General features: G+C 52.5%; 23 protein-coding genes. All 23 read left to right on the plus strand.

The window, feature by feature from the left end; translation table 11 throughout:
* Positions 1 to 966 (plus strand): flagellin (locus tag ACMHXE_RS14105; RefSeq protein WP_413732579.1); only part of this gene is annotated, 966 nt, incomplete at its 5' end.
* Between the two features lie 285 nt (positions 967 to 1,251).
* Positions 1,252 to 1,692 (plus strand): flagellar protein FlaG, encoded by a 441-nt coding sequence (locus ACMHXE_RS14110; protein ID WP_413732580.1) that lies wholly within the window; start codon positions 1,252 to 1,254, stop codon positions 1,690 to 1,692.
* A 30-nt stretch (positions 1,693 to 1,722) separates the two neighbouring features.
* Positions 1,723 to 3,078 (plus strand): flagellar filament capping protein FliD, encoded by a 1,356-nt coding sequence (fliD, locus tag ACMHXE_RS14115; RefSeq protein WP_226564848.1) that lies wholly within the window; start codon positions 1,723 to 1,725, stop codon positions 3,076 to 3,078.
* Positions 3,079 to 3,096: 18 nt separating this feature from the next.
* Positions 3,097 to 3,444, plus strand: a complete 348-nt coding sequence (locus tag ACMHXE_RS14120; RefSeq protein ID WP_101056062.1) for a hypothetical protein — start codon at positions 3,097 to 3,099, stop codon at positions 3,442 to 3,444.
* Between the two features lie 9 nt (positions 3,445 to 3,453).
* Positions 3,454 to 3,864, plus strand: a complete 411-nt coding sequence (gene fliS, locus ACMHXE_RS14125; protein WP_413732582.1) for a flagellar export chaperone FliS — start codon at positions 3,454 to 3,456, stop codon at positions 3,862 to 3,864.
* Positions 3,865 to 4,142: 278 nt separating this feature from the next.
* The gene (locus ACMHXE_RS14130) at positions 4,143 to 5,573 is read left to right on the plus strand and encodes a sigma-54 dependent transcriptional regulator (RefSeq protein WP_413732584.1); all 1,431 of its coding nucleotides are present in this window, start codon (positions 4,143 to 4,145) and stop codon (positions 5,571 to 5,573) included.
* A 79-nt stretch (positions 5,574 to 5,652) separates the two neighbouring features.
* The gene (locus ACMHXE_RS14135) at positions 5,653 to 6,717 is read left to right on the plus strand and encodes a sensor histidine kinase (RefSeq protein WP_413732585.1); all 1,065 of its coding nucleotides are present in this window, start codon (positions 5,653 to 5,655) and stop codon (positions 6,715 to 6,717) included.
* On the plus strand, positions 6,714 to 8,045 hold the full coding sequence (locus tag ACMHXE_RS14140) for a sigma-54-dependent transcriptional regulator (RefSeq protein WP_101096081.1): 1,332 nt from the start codon (positions 6,714 to 6,716) through the stop codon (positions 8,043 to 8,045). The genes ACMHXE_RS14135 and ACMHXE_RS14140 overlap by 4 nt, the downstream gene beginning before the upstream one ends.
* Positions 8,046 to 8,222: 177 nt before the next feature.
* The gene (gene fliE / locus ACMHXE_RS14145; protein ID WP_039035638.1) at positions 8,223 to 8,555 is read left to right on the plus strand and encodes a flagellar hook-basal body complex protein FliE; all 333 of its coding nucleotides are present in this window, start codon (positions 8,223 to 8,225) and stop codon (positions 8,553 to 8,555) included.
* Positions 8,556 to 8,596: 41 nt separating this feature from the next.
* Positions 8,597 to 10,306: a flagellar basal-body MS-ring/collar protein FliF gene (gene fliF / locus ACMHXE_RS14150; protein ID WP_413732587.1), complete on the plus strand. Its 1,710-nt coding sequence runs from the start codon at positions 8,597 to 8,599 to the stop codon at positions 10,304 to 10,306.
* Positions 10,299 to 11,342, plus strand: a complete 1,044-nt coding sequence (gene fliG / locus ACMHXE_RS14155) for a flagellar motor switch protein FliG (protein WP_025011061.1) — start codon at positions 10,299 to 10,301, stop codon at positions 11,340 to 11,342. The genes fliF and fliG overlap by 8 nt, the downstream gene beginning before the upstream one ends.
* Positions 11,343 to 11,355: 13 nt before the next feature.
* On the plus strand, positions 11,356 to 12,330 hold the full coding sequence (gene fliH / locus ACMHXE_RS14160) for a flagellar assembly protein FliH (protein ID WP_101056066.1): 975 nt from the start codon (positions 11,356 to 11,358) through the stop codon (positions 12,328 to 12,330).
* Positions 12,299 to 13,639, plus strand: coding sequence for a flagellar protein export ATPase FliI (fliI, locus tag ACMHXE_RS14165; RefSeq protein WP_101056100.1), 1,341 nt, complete (start codon positions 12,299 to 12,301; stop codon positions 13,637 to 13,639). Before fliH ends, fliI begins: the two co-directional genes overlap by 32 nt.
* A gap of 122 nt (positions 13,640 to 13,761) precedes the next feature.
* A complete protein-coding gene (gene fliJ / locus ACMHXE_RS14170; RefSeq protein WP_101056067.1) occupies positions 13,762 to 14,211 on the plus strand; it encodes a flagellar export protein FliJ in 450 nt (149 codons plus the stop codon).
* 147 nt (positions 14,212 to 14,358) lie between these two features.
* Positions 14,359 to 15,906, plus strand: coding sequence for a flagellar hook-length control protein FliK (locus ACMHXE_RS14175; protein WP_413732590.1), 1,548 nt, complete (start codon positions 14,359 to 14,361; stop codon positions 15,904 to 15,906).
* A gap of 66 nt (positions 15,907 to 15,972) precedes the next feature.
* Positions 15,973 to 16,497: a flagellar basal body-associated protein FliL gene (gene fliL, locus ACMHXE_RS14180; RefSeq protein WP_234555111.1), complete on the plus strand. Its 525-nt coding sequence runs from the start codon at positions 15,973 to 15,975 to the stop codon at positions 16,495 to 16,497.
* A gap of 26 nt (positions 16,498 to 16,523) precedes the next feature.
* Positions 16,524 to 17,552, plus strand: coding sequence for a flagellar motor switch protein FliM (gene fliM / locus ACMHXE_RS14185; protein ID WP_101056070.1), 1,029 nt, complete (start codon positions 16,524 to 16,526; stop codon positions 17,550 to 17,552).
* 11 nt (positions 17,553 to 17,563) lie between these two features.
* Positions 17,564 to 17,944 carry a flagellar motor switch protein FliN gene (fliN, locus tag ACMHXE_RS14190; protein ID WP_101056071.1) on the plus strand — a complete coding sequence of 127 codons (381 nt, stop codon included), beginning with the start codon at positions 17,564 to 17,566 and terminating at the stop codon, positions 17,942 to 17,944.
* A gap of 10 nt (positions 17,945 to 17,954) precedes the next feature.
* Positions 17,955 to 18,311, plus strand: a complete 357-nt coding sequence (gene fliO / locus ACMHXE_RS14195; protein WP_101056072.1) for a flagellar biosynthetic protein FliO — start codon at positions 17,955 to 17,957, stop codon at positions 18,309 to 18,311.
* Positions 18,308 to 19,054: a flagellar type III secretion system pore protein FliP gene (fliP, locus tag ACMHXE_RS14200; RefSeq protein WP_101056073.1), complete on the plus strand. Its 747-nt coding sequence runs from the start codon at positions 18,308 to 18,310 to the stop codon at positions 19,052 to 19,054. Before fliO ends, fliP begins: the two co-directional genes overlap by 4 nt.
* 9 nt (positions 19,055 to 19,063) lie before the next feature.
* Positions 19,064 to 19,333 (plus strand): flagellar biosynthesis protein FliQ, encoded by a 270-nt coding sequence (gene fliQ, locus ACMHXE_RS14205; protein WP_039035647.1) that lies wholly within the window; start codon positions 19,064 to 19,066, stop codon positions 19,331 to 19,333.
* A 3-nt stretch (positions 19,334 to 19,336) separates the two neighbouring features.
* Positions 19,337 to 20,134 carry a flagellar biosynthetic protein FliR gene (fliR, locus tag ACMHXE_RS14210; RefSeq protein ID WP_165564789.1) on the plus strand — a complete coding sequence of 266 codons (798 nt, stop codon included), beginning with the start codon at positions 19,337 to 19,339 and terminating at the stop codon, positions 20,132 to 20,134.
* Positions 20,134 to 21,270, plus strand: a complete 1,137-nt coding sequence (gene flhB, locus ACMHXE_RS14215) for a flagellar biosynthesis protein FlhB (protein ID WP_335921981.1) — start codon at positions 20,134 to 20,136, stop codon at positions 21,268 to 21,270. Before fliR ends, flhB begins: the two co-directional genes overlap by 1 nt.
* Positions 21,271 to 21,323 lie beyond the last annotated feature (53 nt).

A 21,323-nucleotide genomic window follows, 5' to 3' on the forward strand; every position in this document is an offset into this window, starting at 1 on the left:
GAGACTATATCTGTGACCCTGGGTAATGTGGCTGCAAATTCGCTCGGTAGTTATTCAATGTCATTAGGTGGTAGCGCAATGAATATAGCTGCGGCAACCAATGGCATTCAATTAGAGGATAATTTGACTCTGACTGGTGGTGGTAAAACTACTGGAGCAATAGCTTGGAATGCGGGTGATTCTGCAAAAGACATTGCTGCCGCAATTAACACAGCTGCTTCGGGCGCTGGAATTGATGCCAAAGCAGAAGCCAGCAACGAGATGACCATAGGTGGTCTGACTGCGGGTGGTGCAATTTCCTTCACGTTGAATGGTCAAGCAGTGGCAGCCAGTGTAGCTTCGCCCTCGGATTTGACAGCACTGGCAGAAGCCATTAACGGTGTCAGCGGTGCTTCCGGGGTGAAGGCAGAATTCACGGACCCCAGCGACCGTACCACACTGAAATTGAGTGCTGCCGATGGTGAAGATATCAGCATAGCCGCCTTTGCCAACGCAACCGCAGGTAACGATTCAATGGATTTTGGTGGTTTTACCCTGACAGAGGGTGGAGCTGTTGCCGCTGTTAAAACAGGCACTGTGGAAGTTACCAGCACAGGCAATTTTAGTTTTGCCAACGGTGGGGGAACGGAATTCAACGCAGCCAATGCAAGTTTTGCATCTGTGTCCAGCATTGATATTTCAGATGCACCTGGCGCACAAAGTGCTATTGCGACCATAGATGCCGCTATTGCACAGATTGATAGTCAGCGTGCCGACCTGGGTGCGGTGCAAAACCGTTTGGGCTTTACCATCAACAACCTGAACAGCATTAGCACTAACGTGTCTGACGCCCGTAGCCGGATTCAGGATGTGGACTTTGCCAAGGAAACAGCCACGCTGACCAAGCAGCAGATTTTGTCCCAGACTTCCTCTGCGATGCTGGCCCAGGCGAACCAGTTGCCTCAGGTGGCCCTGTCTCTGCTCTAAGCGATGATGCTTGAAAACAGCAGTTTGACATAAACGCCACAGCGGTTTGAACCGCAGAGGTATATCAGGAGGGGGAGGGCGCAGAGCCCTCCCTTTTGTTTGAGGCAGTATCTACTTGCTATGCTGGGGCCAGGCGGGAGAAACTTTGTGTTACAGCTTGGGTCGCCGCTTGGTGATACGGTTTAAGCTTGGTTAAGCTGGCCCGTATTTGTGGCACTGGCTAACACATAGGGAATGTGTGGCAGCATACGGTGCAAACAGCTAAGAGTGTGAAGGAGAAAGCCCATGAGTGGTGAAATGCAAATAGCTTCCACCGTCGCATTTGCCGGAACATCGGCAACATACGACAGAGCCTTGCCGGCTGACGTGGCCAAAAACGCTAATCAAGTTGGCGTAAAAAATGCTTACGATGTTAAAGATGTCAAAGGCGCCGAAGGCGTCAATGGTGCTGAACAGGTGGCAGCGTCAGAGAAAATGTCCGGCACCCAAGGCAACGAAGCGGATACCCAAGCCTTGATTGAGTTGACCGAGTCACTCACCGACATGATGACTCTGATGCGTAAAGGCCTGGAGTTCCGGGTCGATGAAACCCAGGGCGCACCGGTTGTCAGCGTGATGGACATGGACTCGGGCGAGCTTATCCGGCAAATTCCAACCGAAGAGGCGCTGGCCCTGGCGGAGAAAATGTCTGAAATTGCCGGTGTATTGATGAAGACTGAGGCGTAACTGGTACGTCACAATATTTAGGAGGTTAGCATGGCGGGTTTAACTGCGACCGGCATAGGTTCTGGGCTGGATATTAGTGGTATTGTTTCTGCTTTGGTTAATGCCGAGAAGGCCCCCAAGGAAGCTAGGCTCAATCAGACAGAAGGGTTGATTAACACTCAAATCTCGGCGATAGGTGCGTTGAAAAGCAGTATTTCCGAGTTTATGGATAAGTTGAAACCCTTGTCTGAAAGCAAAACCTTTACCGGCTTTACTTCCAACTTATCCAAGAGCGATTATTTATCGGCCAAGGCGACGCCGGATGCCGTTGCCGGCAGTTACAACCTGGTGGTTGAACAGTTGGCGCAGAGCCAAAAGCTGGGTTCGGCCAATGTAACCGATGTGACCTCCCCTATTGGCAGTGGTTCGCTGGACATTGATGTTGCAGGTGAAAGCTTTGCAATTGAGGTCAATAGTGATGATTCGCTGCAGGATATAGTGAAAAAAATCAATAGCGCAGAGGATAATGTAGGGGTCACGGCGACTATTATCAACAGTGATGCCGGCCCCCAGATGGTGCTGACTTCCAATAAGACCGGAACAGAAAATCAGATTCAATTATCGGCTACAGATGATACTGGCACTGCGTTGGCAGATACTTTCGCAATGACGGAAGTTCAAGCCGCTAAAGATGCCATATTGTATGTTGATGGTTTGAAGGTGACATCAAATTCCAATGAGGTTGAGAATGCCATTCAGGGGGTGACATTAAACCTCAAAGATGCGGATGCAGATAAAAGCACAACTCTGACCATAGAGCCGGACAGGGCAGGGGCAACCAAGGCGATTAAAGAGTTTGTTGATGCCTATAATAGCATGATGGAAACGGCCCGTGGGATGTCGAGTTATGATCCTAAGACCAAGCAGTCAGGTGTATTTCAAGGTGACTCTCTTATCCGGAGTTTACAAGGGCAATTTAGGGGGGCCATCTCATCGTCTTACGGTGAAGGTATGGCATTGGCCAATCTGGGGATCAAGACTACCCGCGATGGTTCCTTGGAACTTGATGAAGATCGTCTAAAAGAAGTTCTGGAAAATGATTTAGCCAATGTCACAGACTTTTTTACCAATGAAGAGAATGGGTTCGCGGCTAAAATGAAAAGCGTTGGTGATACCTATGTCCAAACTGGCGGATTGCTCGATAGTCGTGATGAATCACTGGATAATCGTCTGGCCAGGATTGGAGATGAACGCGAGTCTCTGGAATTAAAAATGAAGGCTTATGAGGATAGGCTCACTAAACAATACAATGCGATGGATTTATTGGTTGGTCAACTCAACTCTCAAGGAGCCTTGCTGAGCCAGCGTTTGAATTCTCTCCCTGGATTGGTATCCAATGATAAGTAACTCTATTATGGAGGTTAATTGAATTTGGAGCAGCAGATACTGTTGGACGAGTTGGCAAATTTGTCCAAGAAGCTTGTGGGGGTAGTAGACCAACTTGAGCAATGCTTGATGGAGCAGCTGGAAGAACATGAAGAGTTGGCTAGAGTCTTGCAGGGTTTGGTATTCGAGCGCCAAAAATTAATCGAACAGTTGGTAACATTACCACTGGAAAGTAGTCAAGATGTATTGGAACAACAACACCAACTGACTTTGGACATAGAACGTCGGATTTCTGTTGTTAGGAAAGCCTATGCCGATACTTTGATTACGCTCCGGGGGAATGATCGCAAACTGAATGTTTATCGAACCCTAGATTTTGAAAGGTAGGAACGAGCTATGAGAGGTTCACTGCAGTCGTACAGAAAAGTGTCTCTGGAGAGTCAGCTTGCTGACGCCAGTCCCCATAAAATTACCCAAATGATGTTCAGTGGGGCGTTGGAAAGAATCGCGCAGGCCAAAGCTGCGATGGAGCAAAATAATGTTGCCCAAAAAGGCGTCCTCTTGGGTAAAGCTATTGGTATTATCCAGGGGTTAAGAGGAAGCTTGGTAATGGAAGCCGGTGGTGAAATCGCTACCAACCTCAGCAATTTGTACGACTTTATGCTGCGACGTATTACAGAGGCGAATCTCAACAATGATGTGCAGGCTCTGGATGATGTTGCGGCTGTGCTGCGGGATATCAAAGAAGCCTGGGATGCTATCCCCGCCGATAAACATCACCTTACGGCTCATGAAGAAAATCGCTGAGTTATTGCTCACTCTGAACAAAGGCGCTTAAAGCGCCTTTTTGACACCCGTCATTTAATTGACGATATCGGTGTTTGTACCCTGAATTTAGACTAAAATCTGGAAGGGGTAGGCAGAAAAGCCATCCTAGGCTTGCTTATATCGTGCCGATAATACAATATTCAGCATTGCTACAAATTTAGCTGAGTATGTGAAGAAAGCATTGCCAGACTTTCCAGAGCAACTAACACTAATAATTAATGCGAATCCATAATTGCCAAAGCTTAGCGGCCCACTGAATGATGCATACAGATCAACGAATTTTACTTGTCGGACCCCCCTCTGAGCGTACCAATCGCTTGTCTTGTGTTTTAGAGTTTATTGGTGAGCAAGTGGAAGTCGTGGCTCCCGATACCATTGATGCACAATCGCCGGAAACTCGATGTCGGGCCATGATTTTGGTTGCAGATAGCGTAGAGGGTGATGCATTACAATCTCTGATGTTCAAACTGCCATGGCAGCCTATGTTGCTGCTTGGGCAGAGTAGCATTAGCTCCTCGAATCTGCTCGGCCGGATTGATGAACCCCTGAGCTATTCCCAGTTAACCGAGTTGTTGCACTTCTGTCAGGTTTTTGGCCAGGTCAAGCGGCCTCAGGTACCTACCAGTGCCAATCAGACAAAACTGTTCCGCAGTCTTGTTGGCCGTAGCGAAGGTATCGCCAATGTGCGCCATCTGATCAACCAGGTGGCCGGCTCTGATGCTACTGTGTTGGTGCTGGGTCCCTCTGGTACAGGCAAAGAAGTGGTTGCCCGTAATATCCATTATCTTTCAGAGCGTCGTGATGGCCCTTTTATTCCGGTCAATTGCGGCGCCATTCCACCGGAACTGTTGGAAAGTGAGCTGTTTGGTCATGAGAAAGGTTCTTTTACCGGCGCCATCAGCTCCCGTAAGGGGCGTTTTGAACTGGCCGAAGGCGGCACTTTGTTCCTCGATGAAATCGGCGATATGCCGCTGCAGATGCAAGTCAAGTTGCTGCGGGTGTTGCAGGAGAGAGTGTTTGAACGTGTGGGCGGCAACAAGGCGATTAACGCTGATGTACGGGTAGTTGCCGCGACTCACAGAAATCTGGAAACCATGATTGAAGAAGGAGAGTTCCGCGAAGACCTCTTCTATCGTCTCAATGTATTTCCCATCGAAATGCCGCCCCTTAGTGAGCGCCGGGATGATATCCCGCTGTTATTGCAGGAGTTGGTCAGCCGGGTGTTCAATGAAGGCAAGGGCCGGGTGCGTTTTACCCAGCGTGCCATCGATTCGCTTAAGGAACATGGCTGGTCAGGTAATGTCCGTGAACTGTCCAATCTGGTTGAGAGGTTAACTATTCTCTACCCGGGTGGCCTGGTTGACGTTAATGACTTACCGGTTAAATACCGTCATATTGATGTGCCCGAGTACTCGGTTGAGGTTAGCGAAGAACAACTTGAGCGTGATGCTTTGGCATCTATCTTCAATGACGAAGAACCGGTTGATCTGCCTGATACCCGTTTCCCCAGTGAGCTGCCGCCTGAAGGAGTCAATCTTAAGGATCTCTTGGCTGAGTTGGAAATCGATATGATACGCCAAGCACTGGATCAGCGGGATAATGTCGTTGCCCGCGCGGCTGAAATGCTGGGTATTCGCCGCACCACTCTGGTGGAGAAAATGCGTAAATATGGCATGAGTAAAGATTAATATCCTGATAATTTTGACTTTTAAGTTGGCATAAAGTCTGCATTAACCCTGTCAGCATCGTATTTTTGACGGGGTTTATATGTCCGCAAGCCCGCTGGCACAGCTCGAAACCATCTCTCATCATGGCCGCGAATGGATCCCGGTAAGGGAAGCCGCCAATATGTCCAATCGTATGGAGCATATTCTGCAGGCCATGCCTTCGGGCGTCGTTATCCTCAATGGTGACGGCTTGGTCAGCGAAGCCAACCCGGTTGCCGAATCTTTGTTGGGTGTTCCTTTGGTGGGTCAGCGCTGGCTCACTATTATCAATCGCGCCTTCGCGCCGCAAAAAGACGATGGTCATGAAGTTTCCCTGCGAAATGGCCGCCGGGTGAAGCTGGCTATTACGCCGCTGACACCTGAGCAGGGGCAGCTGATTATGCTGACCGATCTCACCGAAACCCGGCTATTGCAGCAAAACCTTTCCCACCTTGAACGCCTGTCTGCTCTGGGAAAAATGGTTGCCACTTTGGCGCACCAAATACGCACTCCGCTTTCTGCCGCTTTACTTTATGCCGCTAATTTGGGCAGCCCAAGGCTGGATACCGGCTCCAGAGAGCGTTTTCAGGGCAAACTGCTCGACAGACTTTCCGAGTTGGAACAGCAGGTCAATGATATGTTGTTGATTGCCAAAGGTAAGCAAGAGGAAGCCTGCGACAGAGTGCCTTTCTCGACAGTGCTGGAAAAAGTGATGGCCAACTGCGAGCCAATTGCCGCCAAGCGAAACGCCGAATTGAGTCTGCAACTTGAAGGTGACCGCGAGATGCAGGTCAATCTTCATGGATTGAGCTCTGCCATCAATAATCTGGTGATCAATAGCCTGGAAGCCGGTGCCACAAACGTCATTCTGCGCCTGAGCTGTGACCAGGCACTGCGCCTTGATGTGATAGATAACGGCAAGGGGCTTGATAGCAAGATGCAAAAACAGGTGTTGGAGCCTTTCTTCACCACCAAGCGTCAGGGCACAGGGCTTGGGCTGGCGGTGGTGCAGTCAGTCGTGCGCAGCCACGGCGGCAAATTGGATCTCAGCTGTGAGTTGGGCGCCGGTTGTACCGTTACGCTGACATTCCCGCTGATGACAGCTTCTCAAGGGGGGGCGGTATGAGCGAAGCAAAAATTCTTTTGGTGGAAGATGACGCCGCGCTCCGGGAAGCGCTGCTCGATACCTTGCTGCTGGCCTGTTACGAGTGTGTTGACGTCGCCAGCGCCGAAGAAGCGATAACGGCTTTGAAAGGTAATCGTTTTGACATGGTGATAAGCGATGTACAGATGGAGGGTATCGGCGGTATGGGGCTGCTGGATTATCTGCGTCAGCAACATCCGCAGTTGCCGGTCCTGTTGATGACGGCCTATGCCACTATTGATAATGCCGTCAGTGCTATCAAGTTGGGAGCGGTAGATTATCTCGCCAAGCCGTTTGCTCCTCAGGTGCTGCTTAATCAGGTGAGTCGTTATTTACGCCCCAAGGTGGTTAGTGGCAGCCCCGTAGTGGCTGATGAAAAGAGCTTGGCCTTGCTGGCATTGGCGCAGCGGGTAGCCGCTTCTGACGCCTCTGTGATGATAAGTGGCCCCAGCGGCTCGGGCAAAGAGGTGTTGGCTCGCTACATTCATCAGCACAGCCAAAGACCTGACGGGCCTTTTGTGGCGATTAACTGCGCTGCCATCCCGGAAAATATGCTGGAAGCCACCTTGTTTGGCTACGAGAAAGGCGCCTTTACCGGGGCTTATCAGGCTTGCCCCGGCAAGTTTGAACAAGCTCATGGTGGCACACTGCTGCTCGATGAGATTTCCGAGATGGAGCTGTCTTTGCAGGCCAAGCTGCTGCGGGTGCTGCAGGAGCGTGAGGTTGAACGCCTGGGGGGCCGCAAGACCATTAAGCTCGATGTCCGGGTACTGGCAACTTCCAACCGGGATCTGAAAGAGATGGTGGCCAAGGGCGAGTTTCGCGAAGATCTTTATTACAGGATCAATGTGTTCCCGCTTGCCTGGCCGGCATTGAATCAAAGACCGGCGGATATCATTCCGCTGGCCAAGCATCTGTTGGCACGCCATGCCGAAAATGCGGCAATTAACCCGGTTCCAGCTCTTAGCGATGCTGCCGTGCGGCGTTTGTTGGCCCACCGCTGGCCGGGGAATGTCCGTGAGCTGGATAACGTGATCCAGCGTGCACTGATCTTGAATCAAGGGCAGATAGAAGCCGGCGATATCATTATCGATTTGCAGGATGTTGCGCTGGGAGATACCACAGCCCAGGAAACGCCTGAGGCGCTCGGTGATGAGCTCAAGGCTCAGGAGCATGTGATTATTCTCGAGACTCTGGCCCAGTGTCAGGGCAGTCGCAAGCTGGTAGCCGAGAAATTGGGGATCAGTGCCCGCACTCTCAGATACAAGATGGCGCGCATGCGCGAGATGGGCATAGAGGTGCCCGCCTGAATATCCCCCAAAGCGGCCGTCAGGCCGCTTTCCAATCTTTATGTTTTTCCTCTGGCTCTGCTTGAATACAGGGCCTTTAGCTCTCTCAATCTTGATTATTCCACTTTTGGCAAACTAATTGCATAGAGTCCGGTAACCCAGATTTTTCGTCAATTCGCTGACGACAGGAGTGAGAAGATGCAAATAGGTGCCAATTCTTTATTGCAGGAAATGCAATCACTTAAAGGTGAAATTGCCCCAACGGGATTTCAGTCTTCGCCTGTACGTCAGGTGGGCAATACCTCAGGGGCCGACTTTAGCCAATTGCTGGCCCAGGCGGTCGGCAATGTCAGTGAGTTGCAAAGCACATCATCCAATCTGGCTACCCGGCTGGAGATGGGCGACACCACTGTGTCTCTGTCTGACACTGTTATTGCCCGCGAGAAAGCCAGCGTTGCCTTCGAGGCCACAGTGCAGGTGCGCAACAAGCTGGTTGAAGCCTACAAAGAGATTATGAGCATGCCTGTTTAAGGCCTGCTTGCATCACAGATCCCGGATAACAGGAACGCACAGTGAGCACAGAATTAGTAGCAGGATCCAATGTTTCCGCCGCTGGAACTACGCTGGATGGGGCCCAACAGGAAAACAAGTCGGGTGTATTGGGCTCCCTCGGGGGAGTGGATATGCTGCGGCAGATCACCATGATCCTGGCATTGGCTATCTGTCTGGCACTGGCGGTATTTGTGATGATTTGGGCTCAGGAGCCTGAATATCGGCCACTGGGCAAGATGGATACCCAGGAGATGGTACAGGTTCTCGATGTACTGGATAAGAACCGGGTGCCGTACAAGATTGAAGTCGATGTGATTACTGTGCCTGAAGACAAGTACCAGGACGTGAAGATGATGCTGAGCCGCGCCGGTATAGATTCCAGCGCCGATGCCAAGGATTATCTGAGCCAGGATTCCGGCTTTGGTGTCAGTCAGCGGATGGAACAAGCCCGGCTGAAGCAGAGTCAGGAGATGAATCTGGCGCGGGCGATTGAAGAGCTCAATAGTGTCAGCCGTGCCAAGGTGATCCTGGCGCTGCCAAAGGAAAATGTATTCGCCCGCAATCGCGCCAAACCCAGTGCCACAGTGGTGGTCAGTACCCGCAGGGGCGGTTTGGGCCAGGAAGAGGTTGATGCAATAGTAGATATTGTTGCCTCTGCAGTTCATGACATGGATCCTAGTCGGGTGACAGTGACAGACTCCAACGGCCGCTTGCTGAACTCAGGCAGTCAGGATGGGGTATCTGCCCGCGCCAGACGCGAGCTTGAGCTGGTGCAGCAAAAAGAAAACGAATACCGCAACAAAATTGACTCGATTCTGATGCCCATTCTCGGCCCGGAAAACTTCACCTCTCAGGTGGATGTCAGCATGGACTTCACCGCCGTCGAGCAAACTGCCAAGCGTTTCAACCCGGATCTGCCATCACTTCGCAGTGAAATGACAGTTGAAAACAACAGTGTCGGTGGCAGCAGTGGCGGTATCCCCGGAGCCCTTTCCAATCAGCCGCCGATGGAGTCCAATATTCCTGAAAACGCTGCCGATGCCGCAGAAAGCAGCAGTGCTACTTCAGGCAACAGCCATAGGGAAGCGACCCGTAATTTTGAGCTGGATACCACCATCAGCCATACCCGGCAGCAGATAGGTGTGGTACGCCGGGTCAGTGTCTCAGTGGCGGTCGACTACAAGGCTGGGGCTGCCGGTGAAAATGGGCAGGTCGCCAGAGTGCCTCGCACAGGTGAAGAGATGGCCAATATCCGCCGCTTGCTGGAAGGCGCCGTTGGCTTCAACAGCCAAAGGGGCGACATGATAGAAGTGGTGACTGTGCCCTTTATGGATCAACTGGTTGAAGACCTGCCTGAGCCACCTCTGTGGGAGCAGCCCTGGTTCTGGCGGGCGATGAAACTCGGCATAGGTGCCCTGGTGATTTTGGTACTTATCCTGTTCGTGGTGCGTCCCATGCTCAAGCGCCTCATCTACCCCGATGGCCAGAATATGCCGGATGAACCTGCGCTGGGGCACGAGCTGGCAGACATTGAAGATCAGTACGCTGCCGACACCCTGGGCATGCTCAACCGCCCTGAAAGTGAATACAGCTATGCCGATGACGGTTCGATTCTGATACCGGATCTGCACAAAGATGATGATATGATTAAGGCCATACGTGCTCTGGTGGCCAATGAACCTGAACTGTCCACCCAAGTGGTGAAGAACTGGTTGCAAGAAGATGCCTGAAAAAAAAGCGGATAAACCAGCCGAGAGCGGCTTCGACGTCAAGAATCTCAACGGGATTGAGAAGACCGCCATTTTGTTGCTGAGTCTCAGTGAAGCCGATGCGGCCTCTATTCTCAAACACTTGGAACCCAAACAGGTTCAAAAGGTGGGTATGGCCATGGCGGCCATGCAGGAGTTCGGCCAGGAGAAGGTGGTGGCGGTTCACAAGCTGTTTCTGGATGATATCCAGAAATACTCCTCCATCGGCTTTAACAGCGAAGAGTTTGTGCGCAAGGCACTGACTACCGCGTTGGGTGAAGACAAGGCCGGTAATCTTATCGAGCAGATTGTCATGGGCAGTGGCGCCAAAGGCCTCGACTCGCTCAAGTGGATGGACGCCAGACAGGTGGCGACTATCATCCAGAACGAACATCCGCAGATCCAAACCATTGTTTTGTCCTATCTTGAACCGGATCAGGCGGCGGAAATCTTTGCCCAGTTCCCGGAAAACACCCGTCTCGATTTGATGATGCGTATCGCCAACCTCGAAGAGGTACAACCTGCAGCACTGCAGGAGCTGAACGACATCATGGAGAAACAGTTTGCCGGTCAGGGTGGCGCCCAGGCGGCCAAGATGGGTGGTTTGAAGGCTGCTGCCAACATTATGAACTACCTGGATACCGGGGTGGAGAGCCAACTGATGGAAACTCTGCGCGAGTCCGACGAAGAGATGGCGCAGCAGATCCAGGACTTGATGTTCGTGTTCGAAAACCTCATCGATGTCGACGACCGTGGTATTCAGACGCTGCTGCGGGAAGTGCAGCAGGATGTACTGATGAAGGCGCTCAAGGGCGCCGACGAGCCATTGAAGGAAAAGATCCTCGGCAATATGTCCAAACGTGCCGCCGAATTGCTGCGTGACGATCTCGAGGCCATGGGGCCAATTCGTATCAGCGAAGTGGAAGTGGCCCAGAAAGAGATATTGTCCATCGCCCGTCGCTTGTCCGATGCCGGAGAGATTATGCTCGGTGGCGGCGGCAGTGAAGAATTCCTCTGACAGGCGAGTTTGAATGACTGACAAAAAGGTGTCCCACAACATTTTGCCGCCGGATGAAGCGGACGAGTTTGTTCATTGGCAGTTGCCCGATGTGGGTGACGCCATGCCGCTTAAGCCGAGTAATCTGTTTGGCTATAAGCCTGGACGCATAGAGCCCAAGGCCGCCGAAGAGGCTGTATCACCACCGACTTTGGCTGAAATCGAATCTATCCGCGAGCAAGCCGAGCAGGAAGGTTTTGCCGAAGGTAAGGAGCAAGGGCTGGCCAAAGGCCTGGAGGAAGGCCGTCTTCAGGGCTTGGAACAGGGCCACAGTGAAGGTTTTGCCCAGGGGCTTGAGCAAGGCCGGGAAGAAGGCTTGCAACAGGCCGCCGCCATGATAGAGCGTTTCGACGCCTTGCTCGCTCAGTTCGAGGCGCCGCTGGCGCTGCTGGATACCCAGATAGAAGAATCTTTGCTGACCTTGGTCGGCACTTTGGCGCGCAATCTTATTGCCCATGAGCTGAAGACCCACCCGGAACATATACTGGCGGCGCTCAGGCAAGGGATAGATGCCCTGCCTCTCAAAGAGCAGAAAGTGAATCTGCGCCTGCATCCCGAAGATATGGCTTTGGTCAGTGAGCTCTATGGTGAAGAGCAACTGACACGTAACCGCTGGACACTGGAAGCCGATCCCGGCCTCAACCGGGGCGATTGTGTGGTGGACAGCCAACGCTCGCAAGTGGATATGCGTCTGGAAACCCGTTTGGAAGGGGTGTTTGCCAATCTTGAAGCCGAACAATCCATGTTGGCGAAAAAGGCAGCCCAGCAGCAGGCCGCAATAGACGATAGGCCAAGCCTGCCTATACCGGACAGCGAGCAGGAGCAAACGCTTGCCGATGAACAAACTGCCGCGATAAACGATAAGACAGAGACTGCAAGCCAAGAGGGCGAACAGCCCAGCGAAGGAGACACTCATGATGCAGCAGCGCCGAAGCCAACTGCTGAGTGAACTCAAACACTTGGCTGAAAAGCAGGCGCCGTTTCAAGCGGTTGCCAGCGGCCAGTTGGTGCGGGTGGTTGGCCTGACGCTGGAAGCCAGTGGTTGCCGGGCGCCGGTTGGTAGTCTCTGCGCCATAGATACTATGGCGGGTAAGCTTATTGCCGAGGTGATAGGTTTTGACGATGAGCTGCTGTATTTGATGCCGGTGGAAGAACTCAGGGGCGTGCTGCCCGGCGCCAAAGTGATGCCGCTCGGTGAGCAAACCGGGCTCAGTGTTGGTTTGAGTCTTCTTGGTCGGGTGCTGGACGGCAACGGCCAGCCGCTTGATGGTATGGGCGCCCTGCACACAGACGAACAAGCCTCGCGCCACAGCCCGGCAATCAACCCCTTGGCCAGACGGGCGATTACCGAACCGCTCGATGTAGGCGTCAGAGCCATCAACGCCATGCTTACCGTGGGCAAGGGCCAACGTATGGGGCTCTTTGCCGGCTCCGGCGTGGGTAAGAGTGTGCTCCTTGGCATGATGACCCGCGGCACCACGGCCGATATTATTGTGGTTGGCCTGGTGGGGGAGCGTGGCCGGGAGGTGAAAGAGTTTATCGAAGAGATCCTGGGCGCCGAGGGGCGGGCCCGCTCTGTGGTCATAGCCGCCCCGGCCGATACCTCCCCCTTGATGCGCCTTCGCGCCTGCGAAACCTCGACTCGGATAGCCGAGTATTTTCGCGATCTCGGCTATGATGTTCTGCTGTTGATGGATAGCCTGACCCGTTACGCCCAGGCGCAGCGGGAAATCGCCCTGGCGGTCGGTGAGCCGCCGGCAACCAAGGGGTATCCGCCTTCGGTATTTGCCAAGTTGCCCCGTTTGGTGGAGCGCGCCGGTAATGGCGGTGAAGGGCAGGGCTCGATCACTGCCTTCTATACTGTGCTTACCGAAGGGGACGATCAGCAAGATCCCATTGCCGATGCCTCGCGGGCTATTTTGGATGGTCACATAGTGTTGTCACGGGCCTTGGCCGACTCTGGGCATTATCCGGCGATAGATATTGAAGCTTCCATCAGTCGGGTGGCACCTATGGTGATAAGCGAGGGGCACCTGGAAGCGATGCGACGCGTCAAGCAGGTTTATTCGCTCTACCAGCAAAACCGGGATCTGATCTCCATCGGTGCCTATTCCCAAGGCTCGGATCCGCGTATCGATAACGCCATACGCCTGCAACCCGCCATGAACGCCTTTTTGCGGCAGGGGATGCGCGATGCCATCAGTTTCAGCGATTGCCAGCAGATGTTGGGGCAGCTTGCCGCCCAATGTAAGGTGTAATGCTATTGAGTGCGGGAGTTTGCGTGCTCGACAAAAATGCAGTGACAATAGGGGAGCCTGATCTCAATAGAGCGCCGGGTTAAGGCCCGCAAGGCAGGCAATTTTAAGGAATAGTATTACAGATGGCGAAACCCGATCCTTTGCACACTGTGTTGAAATTGGCGGTCGAAGCCGAAGAGCAGGCGGCACTGCAGCTTAAAGCTGCGCAAATGGAATGCCAGAGGCGTAAGTCTCAGTTGCAGGCGCTGCAGGAATACCGTCTCGACTATATGAAGCAACTCGATGCTCAGCAGGGGCAGAGCATTGGCGCCTCCTATTACCAGCAGTTTCATCGATTTGTGCGTCAGGTAGATGATGCCATAGGGCAACAACTTGCTGTGGTCGCCGAGGCCGATAAGCAGCGGGGCTATCGGCAGCAACATTGGCTGGAGAAGCAGCAAAAGCGCAAGGCGGTGGAGATGTTGCTGGAGAAAAAAGCTCTGCAGGCCGAAGCCAAAGCTGCCAAACAGGAGCAGAAACTGATCGATGAGTTTGCTTCCCAGCATTTTTTCCGTCGTAAGCTCAAGCATTGAGCCCATTCCGACATCCATTCCCGGACAATTCCTTGAGAATTCATTCTATATTTTTTGTTGGCGTGAATTTTGCTTTGTTTGAGACAGAGACATTAATTCTGACTCGGCCTATCTTTATCATTGAGGGCCTAGGTGCTGGAGGAAGGCATGCAGCAGTTATCCAATATCCTGTTCGGCAATGCAGGCAGCAAGGGAGTGGCCGCTACAGATGCGCTGCAATCAACTGATAACGAAGCTTTTTCTGCTGCTTATCAAGAGGCGCAGACTAAATTCTCATTCGACTCGCAAGGCGTTAAGCCGACATTTCCCGGCGGCAGTCTTGACAGTGAAAACTTCCATGCAAAGCAGGCTGTCGATGTCTCGCTCATTTTGGGGCAGATAGCCATGGGCAAGAACTTGCCGTCTGAAGACGGCACTATGGTCAACACTATGGCCACCAATATGGCCACCGAAGTCGATGAGCAAAGTCTGCTAACACAGATTGCCGCACTTACCGGGCTCAAGGAAGATGAGATCAAGGCCATGTCTCCCGAAGAACAGATACAGCTCCTGGAAAACCTTAAACAGAGTGGTGTCGAGCTTGGCATGTTAGCGACAGATAGCCTGGAAGGCGTAGAATTGATTACCGCTGACGAAAGCGACGAGAGTGAACAAGACAGCGCCCAATTGGCCGCTGCTGATGAGAAAGCGGCAAATAAAGGCGATAGCAAAGCCGAGGATGAAACCATAGATGCTCCTTTACTGGCTCTTGACAAGACGGCTGCAACGGCGGACAAGGCCAGGTCTCAGCAAGGCGAGCGACAAATGGGTTGGGCGGATGCTGATAAGTCAGTGCGTAAGGCGGCGACTCAGGATGGTATGGCTGCTGTGGCTCGTGAAGCAGTGCTTAATGCCGCTGAGGAAAAGAGTGACAAGATCTTGGCGCAAAGCGCAATTGCCGATAAGGCCAAGACAGATACTGCCGGCAAGTTGGACGCTGCGGTGGCCGCGGCGGCAACGTCTGTTGGCGCTGACGGCAAGAGTGACAAAGCTACGGCCAAGGATGTTCTGGCAGGCGTGCTGAAGGCGGAGGCGAAAAGTGTGCAGAGCGCTGCCGAGGTACGAAGCCCTGTGAGTGACGCCATACATCAGGCGCTCAAGGGCGATGCGGCATCAACCCAGACAGATATCAGTCCATTTCAGCAACAGCTGCATCAACAAGGATTACAGCCTCTCCAAAGGGGAGAGATGGCCCAATATCAACTGTCATTGAGGCAGGGGATGGAGCAATCACTGCAAACCGCCGATATGGTGCAGCGTTTTGCCCCCGTGATGCGGCAACAGTTGATTGCCATGGTCAGTAATGGTGTGCAACAGGCTGAAATTCGTCTCGACCCACCTGAGCTTGGTGCCATGATGGTCAGGGTTCAGGTGCATGGTGATCAGACTCAGGTGCAGTTCCATGTCACTCAAACTCAAACCCGGGACATGCTGGAGCAGGCCATGCCCAGGTTGAGAGAAATGCTGCAGGAGCAGGGAATGAACCTGGCCGATAGTCATATTTCCCAAGGGGGGCGTGAGCAAGGTGAGCAGCAAGGTGGCAATGGCGGTGCTTTTGCCCAGGAGACTGCCAACGGTGAAATTTCCGCCGAAGAAACGGTACAAAGCACAAATCACACAACAAGTTATGGCTCGGGTATAGATTATTACGCCTGAGCAGGTAACCTATAGGGATGGCATTTTTCCGCGGGCAGTGCGGTTGATTAAGGGATAGGAAAGAGGATGGCAGAGCAAGAAGAGCTTGAGCTGCAAGAGGCGCAGGCGCCTAAAAGTAAAAAGAAACTCTTTATCTTCGGTGGCATAGGTCTGGTGGTGTTGCTGCTGATTGGCGCTGGCTTGTGGTTTTTCCTGGGAGGCTCAGATGATTCTGTGAACGATGCGGCCAAGGGTGAGCAGGAAACCGAAGTCACTCAGGTCAACGACAGCAGGGAAGCCTTCTATGTCGCTATGCCCAGGCCGTTTCTGTTTAATTTGCCGGGAGCCAATCGCTCCAGGCTGGTGGAGATCAAGGTGCAGCTTATGGTGCGGGGCAGTGATGACGATGTCACTATCAGGAAGCATGTTCCATTGATTGAAGATGCACTGCTGACTACCTTCAGTGGTGCCGATGTCGAAAAGCTCAGCAGCCAGGCGGGTAAGGATGAGCTCAGGCAGTTGGCGCTGCTCAATGTGCAAAACACGCTGCAACCGGTGACAGGCCGAAAAGTGGTTGAAAAAGTGCTGTTTACCGGCTTTGTGATGCAGTAACAGGGACAAGAGGCGAAGGCAATATCGTGAGTGATTTATTAAGCCAAGACGAAATTGATGCGCTGCTGCATGGCGTGGACGACGTCGAAGAAGATGATTCGCAGGAGTCGACTCTTGAAGCTCAGTCCTATGACTTTTCTTCCCAGGATCGTATTGTCCGTGGCCGGATGCCGACCCTGGAAATTGTCAATGAGCGCTTTGCCCGTCATCTGCGGATCAGCATGTTCAACATGATGCGCCGGGCCGCCGAAGTCTCCATTAACGGCGTACAAATGCTCAAGTTTGGTGAATATGTACATACTTTGTTTGTGCCAACCAGCTTGAATATGGTGCGCTTTAGTCCGCTCAAGGGCACGGCGCTGATCACCATGGAAGCCAGATTGGTGTTCATTCTGGTGGACAATTTCTTCGGTGGTGATGGTCGCTTCCACGCCAAGATTGAAGGGCGGGAGTTCACCCCGACAGAGCGGCGCATAGTGCAACTGCTATTGAAGATCATCTTTGAAGATTACAAAGATGCCTGGGCGCCTGTGATGGATGTCGAATTCGACTATCTGGACTCAGAGGTTAACCCGGCGATGGCCAATATCGTCAGCCCGACCGAAGTGGTTGTGGTTAACTCCTTTCATATTGAGGTAGACGGTGGTGGTGGCGATTTCCACATCACCATGCCTTATTCTATGATCGAGCCAATCCGTGAACTCTTGGATGCCGGGGTTCAAAGTGACAAGCAAGATACTGATATGCGCTGGTCTCAAGCGCTGAAAGACGAGATCATGGATGTCGAGGTGGGGCTGGATGCGCGCTTGCTTGAAAAAGAGATGACCTTAAGAGACGTGATGGAGTTCAAGGCCGGTGATGTGATCCCGGTTGATCTGCCTGAGCATATAGTGATGAAGATTGAAGACTTGCCTACTTACAGATGTAAGTTGGGGAGAGTCAAGGAAAACCTGGCGCTGAAGATCTGCGATAAGATCCCGCGTCCGGAAACGGTCAAGACCGAACTGCAGCTGGTAACCCGCAAAGGGAAATCCAAGGATATCTCGGAAATATAAGGTGAGAGAGAATGAGTACTGAAGAGATGGACGATTGGGCTGCCGCCATGGCTGAGCAGGCTGAAGAAGAGGCCAAAGCGGTTGATTTGGATGAGCTGAAGAATGATGCCAAGCCCTTGTCGGAAGCGGAAGCCGCCAAACTGGATACCATTTTGGATATTCCCGTGACTATCTCCATGGAGGTGGGACGCAGTTTTATCAGCATTCGCAACCTGTTGCAGCTTAACCAAGGCTCGGTAGTGGAACTGGATAGAGTCGCCGGTGAACCTTTGGATGTGATGGTCAACGGCACCTTGATTGCTCATGGTGAAGTGGTTGTGGTCAACGACAAGTTCGGTATCCGTTTGACGGATGTGATAAGCCAGACAGAACGCATCAAGAAACTTAAATAAGCCGGTGGCCATGACTCAAACAACGACCCAGGCGGCAACCGCCTTGACTCACGACGGCGGCAACAGCCTGGCGACCATGGCCAGCATGATGGGTGGGCTTATCCTGGTACTGGCGCTGATTTTTGTGCTGGCTTATCTGGTTAAACGCCTTAATCTGGTGCCGGGCAGCCAATCGGCTATCAAGACGCTGGCGGTTACCCCGCTCGGGCAAAAAGAAAGGTTGGTGTTGGTGGAGCTGGACGGTCAGCAGTACCTGCTGGGAGTTACCGCGGCGCAAGTTTCCCTGGTGGATAAGCTGGAGCGGCCGGTGACCATAGACAACGAGAGCTTCGCCGCCAAGCTCAGACAAGCCAGGGTGAAACCATGATGAAATATTGGCCACTCCTGCTACTTCCCCTGATATTGTTGCCAGGCTTTGCTCAAGCTCAGGATGCGCTGTTTCCTGCGGTAACCGTGACTACCGGGCCGGATGGTTCGACCCAGTATTCGGTGACCATGCAGATCTTGCTGCTGATGACCGCCATGAGCTTCCTGCCGGCCATGGTGATTATGCTGACTTCTTTCACCCGTATCATAGTCGTCTTATCTATCTTGCGACAGGCGATAGGGTTGCAACAGACTCCCTCCAACCAGGTTCTTATTGGTATGAGCCTGTTTATGACCTTCTTTATCATGGCGCCAGTGTTTGACCGTATCTATGATGACGCAGTGCAGCCTTACATGAATGACAGCATGACCTTGCAGCAGGCATTCGATGCCGGACAATCGCCGCTTAAAAAGTTTATGTTGTCGCAGACCCGCACCACAGATCTCAACTCCTTTATTGAGATCTCAGGTTATCAGAATATCAACAATCCTGAAGATGCTCCCATGACTGTGGTGATCCCGGCCTTTATCACCAGTGAGCTCAAGACCGCATTCCAAATAGGCTTTATGCTATTCGTGCCATTTCTGGTACTGGATTTGGTGGTGGCCAGTATCCTGATGGCCATGGGTATGATGATGTTGTCCCCCATGATTGTTTCCTTGCCGTTTAAGATCATGCTGTTTGTACTGGTCGATGGTTGGACCCTGGTGATGGGTACACTTGCCGGCAGCTTCGGTTTATAGGAGGCATAAATGACTCCCGAAGCACTGATCGACATTTTTCGCGAAGCCCTGGCGGTGATTGTGTTGATGGTTTCGGCCATAGTGGTGCCCGGGTTAGTTATAGGTTTGATTGTGGCCGTGTTTCAGGCGGCAACCTCCATTAACGAACAGACATTGAGTTTTCTGCCCAGGCTCTTGATGACTCTGTTCGCACTCATGTTTCTTGGCCATTGGCTGGTACGCACCATGATGGAGTTCTTTATCGAGATGGTTCACAGGATCCCACAAGTGGTGGGCTGAACCATGGAGATACTGTTCGACAGCATTCAACAAACCCTGGCCGCCTATCTTTGGCCCCTGTTTCGGGTGGCCAGCATGTTGATGGTGATGGCGGTTTTTGGTGCCAATACCACGCCCGCCAGAGTCCGTTTATTGCTTTCGCTGGCCCTGACTGTGGCGATAGCACCTGTCCTGCCGCCCATGCCCGGGGTGGACCTTTTCTCTCTGGCGGCGGTATTTATTACTGCTCAGCAAATTCTTATCGGCACTGCCATGGGTTTTGTCACCTTACTTATCATGCAAACCTTTGTGCTGACCGGGCAGATAATCGGTATGCAGACCAGTTTGGGTTTTGCCTCTATGGTGGATCCCAGCTCAGGGCAGCAGACACCTGTGATAGGTAACTTCTTTTTGCTGCTCACCACCATGATCTTCCTGGCGGTCGATGGTCACCTGGTGATGATACGTATGTTGGTGGCAAGCTTTGAAACCTTGCCGGTATCCAATGAAGGGATAAAAATCGCCAATTATCGAACTCTGGCCGAGTGGGGCAGTTATATGTTTGGTGCCGCTTTGACCATGTCTATCTCGGCCATTGTGGCTTTGCTTACCGTTAACCTTTCTTTCGGGGTAATGACCCGGGCGGCGCCACAGCTGAACATCTTTGCCATAGGTTTTCCCGTCACCATGATAGGCGGGCTGATTATTCTGTGGCTGACGCTGGGGCCTGTAATGGCTCACTTCGATGAGGTTTGGCATGCGGCGCAGCTGTTGCTGTGTGACATGCTGGAGCTGACCTGTAATCTGGATGGAGTGCCCTGATGGCAGAAAACGAAGATGGGCAGGAAAAAACCGAGGAGGCAACCTCCAGGCGCTTGCAACAGGCCAGAGAGAAAGGGCAGGTTGCAAGGTCAAAAGAGTTAGGTACCTCGGCGGTATTATTGGCCGCAGCTATGGGTTTTGCCATGTTGGGGCCAAGTCTGGCTGCCAGTCTGGCCTCGGTCATGAGCCGTATCTTCTCCATGGAGCGGGATCAGATATTCGATACCAATAGTCTGTTCAATGTCTGGGGTATAGTTGCCGCCGAGCTGGGTTGGCCTATGGCCGGTTTTATTCTGTTTCTCGGTTTCGTGGCCTTTGTCGGTAATATTGTCCTCGGTGGTATTAGTTTCTCGGCTCAGGCATTTATGCCCAAGGGCAGCAAGATGAACCCCTTGAACGGCTTTAAACGTATGTTTGGGGTACAGGCGCTGGTGGAGTTGGCCAAGGGGATTGCCAAGTTTTCTGTGGTGGCACTATCGGCTTATCTGCTGCTGAGTTTTTATTTCGACGATATCCTGAGGTTGTCGCAGGATCACTTGCCGGGCAATATACGCCATGCACTGGAGCTCTTGGTATGGATCTTTATTTTGCTCTGCGCTTCGACCTTGGTGATAGTGGTGATCGATGTGCCGTTTCAAATTTGGAATCACGCCAAACAGTTGCGGATGACCAAACAGGAAGTCAAGGACGAGTACAAAGACACTGAAGGCAAGCCTGAAGTCAAAGGCCGTATTCGCCAGTTGCAAAGGGAGATGGCCCAGCGGCGGATGATGACCGAAGTGCCCAATGCCGATGTGATAGTGGTTAACCCTGAGCACTTTGCGGTGGCGATAAAATATGATGTCGACAAGTCACCGGCGCCCTTTGTGCTTGCCAAAGGTGTCGACGATGTGGCCTTTAAAATCCGTGAAATTGCCAGGGAGCACCAAGTCGCCATAGTGTCGGCGCCGCCATTGGCGCGGGCGATTTACCATACCACCAAGCTTAATCAACAGATCCCCGAAGGTCTTTTCACCGCTGTGGCCCAAGTGCTCGCCTATGTGTTCCAGCTCAGGCAATACCAAAAAGGCAAGGGCACACGGCCCAAACCCATTCCTCTCAATCAACCCATTCCGGATGAATACAAGCAGTATTGAGGTGAACTTGGCGTGAAACTTGCTGAACTCAGCCCAAGTGTCAAACTTCAGGC

Source organism: Shewanella sp. BJSY2023SW007, from assembly GCF_047314525.1.
Lineage (GTDB): Bacteria > Pseudomonadota > Gammaproteobacteria > Enterobacterales > Shewanellaceae > Shewanella > Shewanella chilikensis.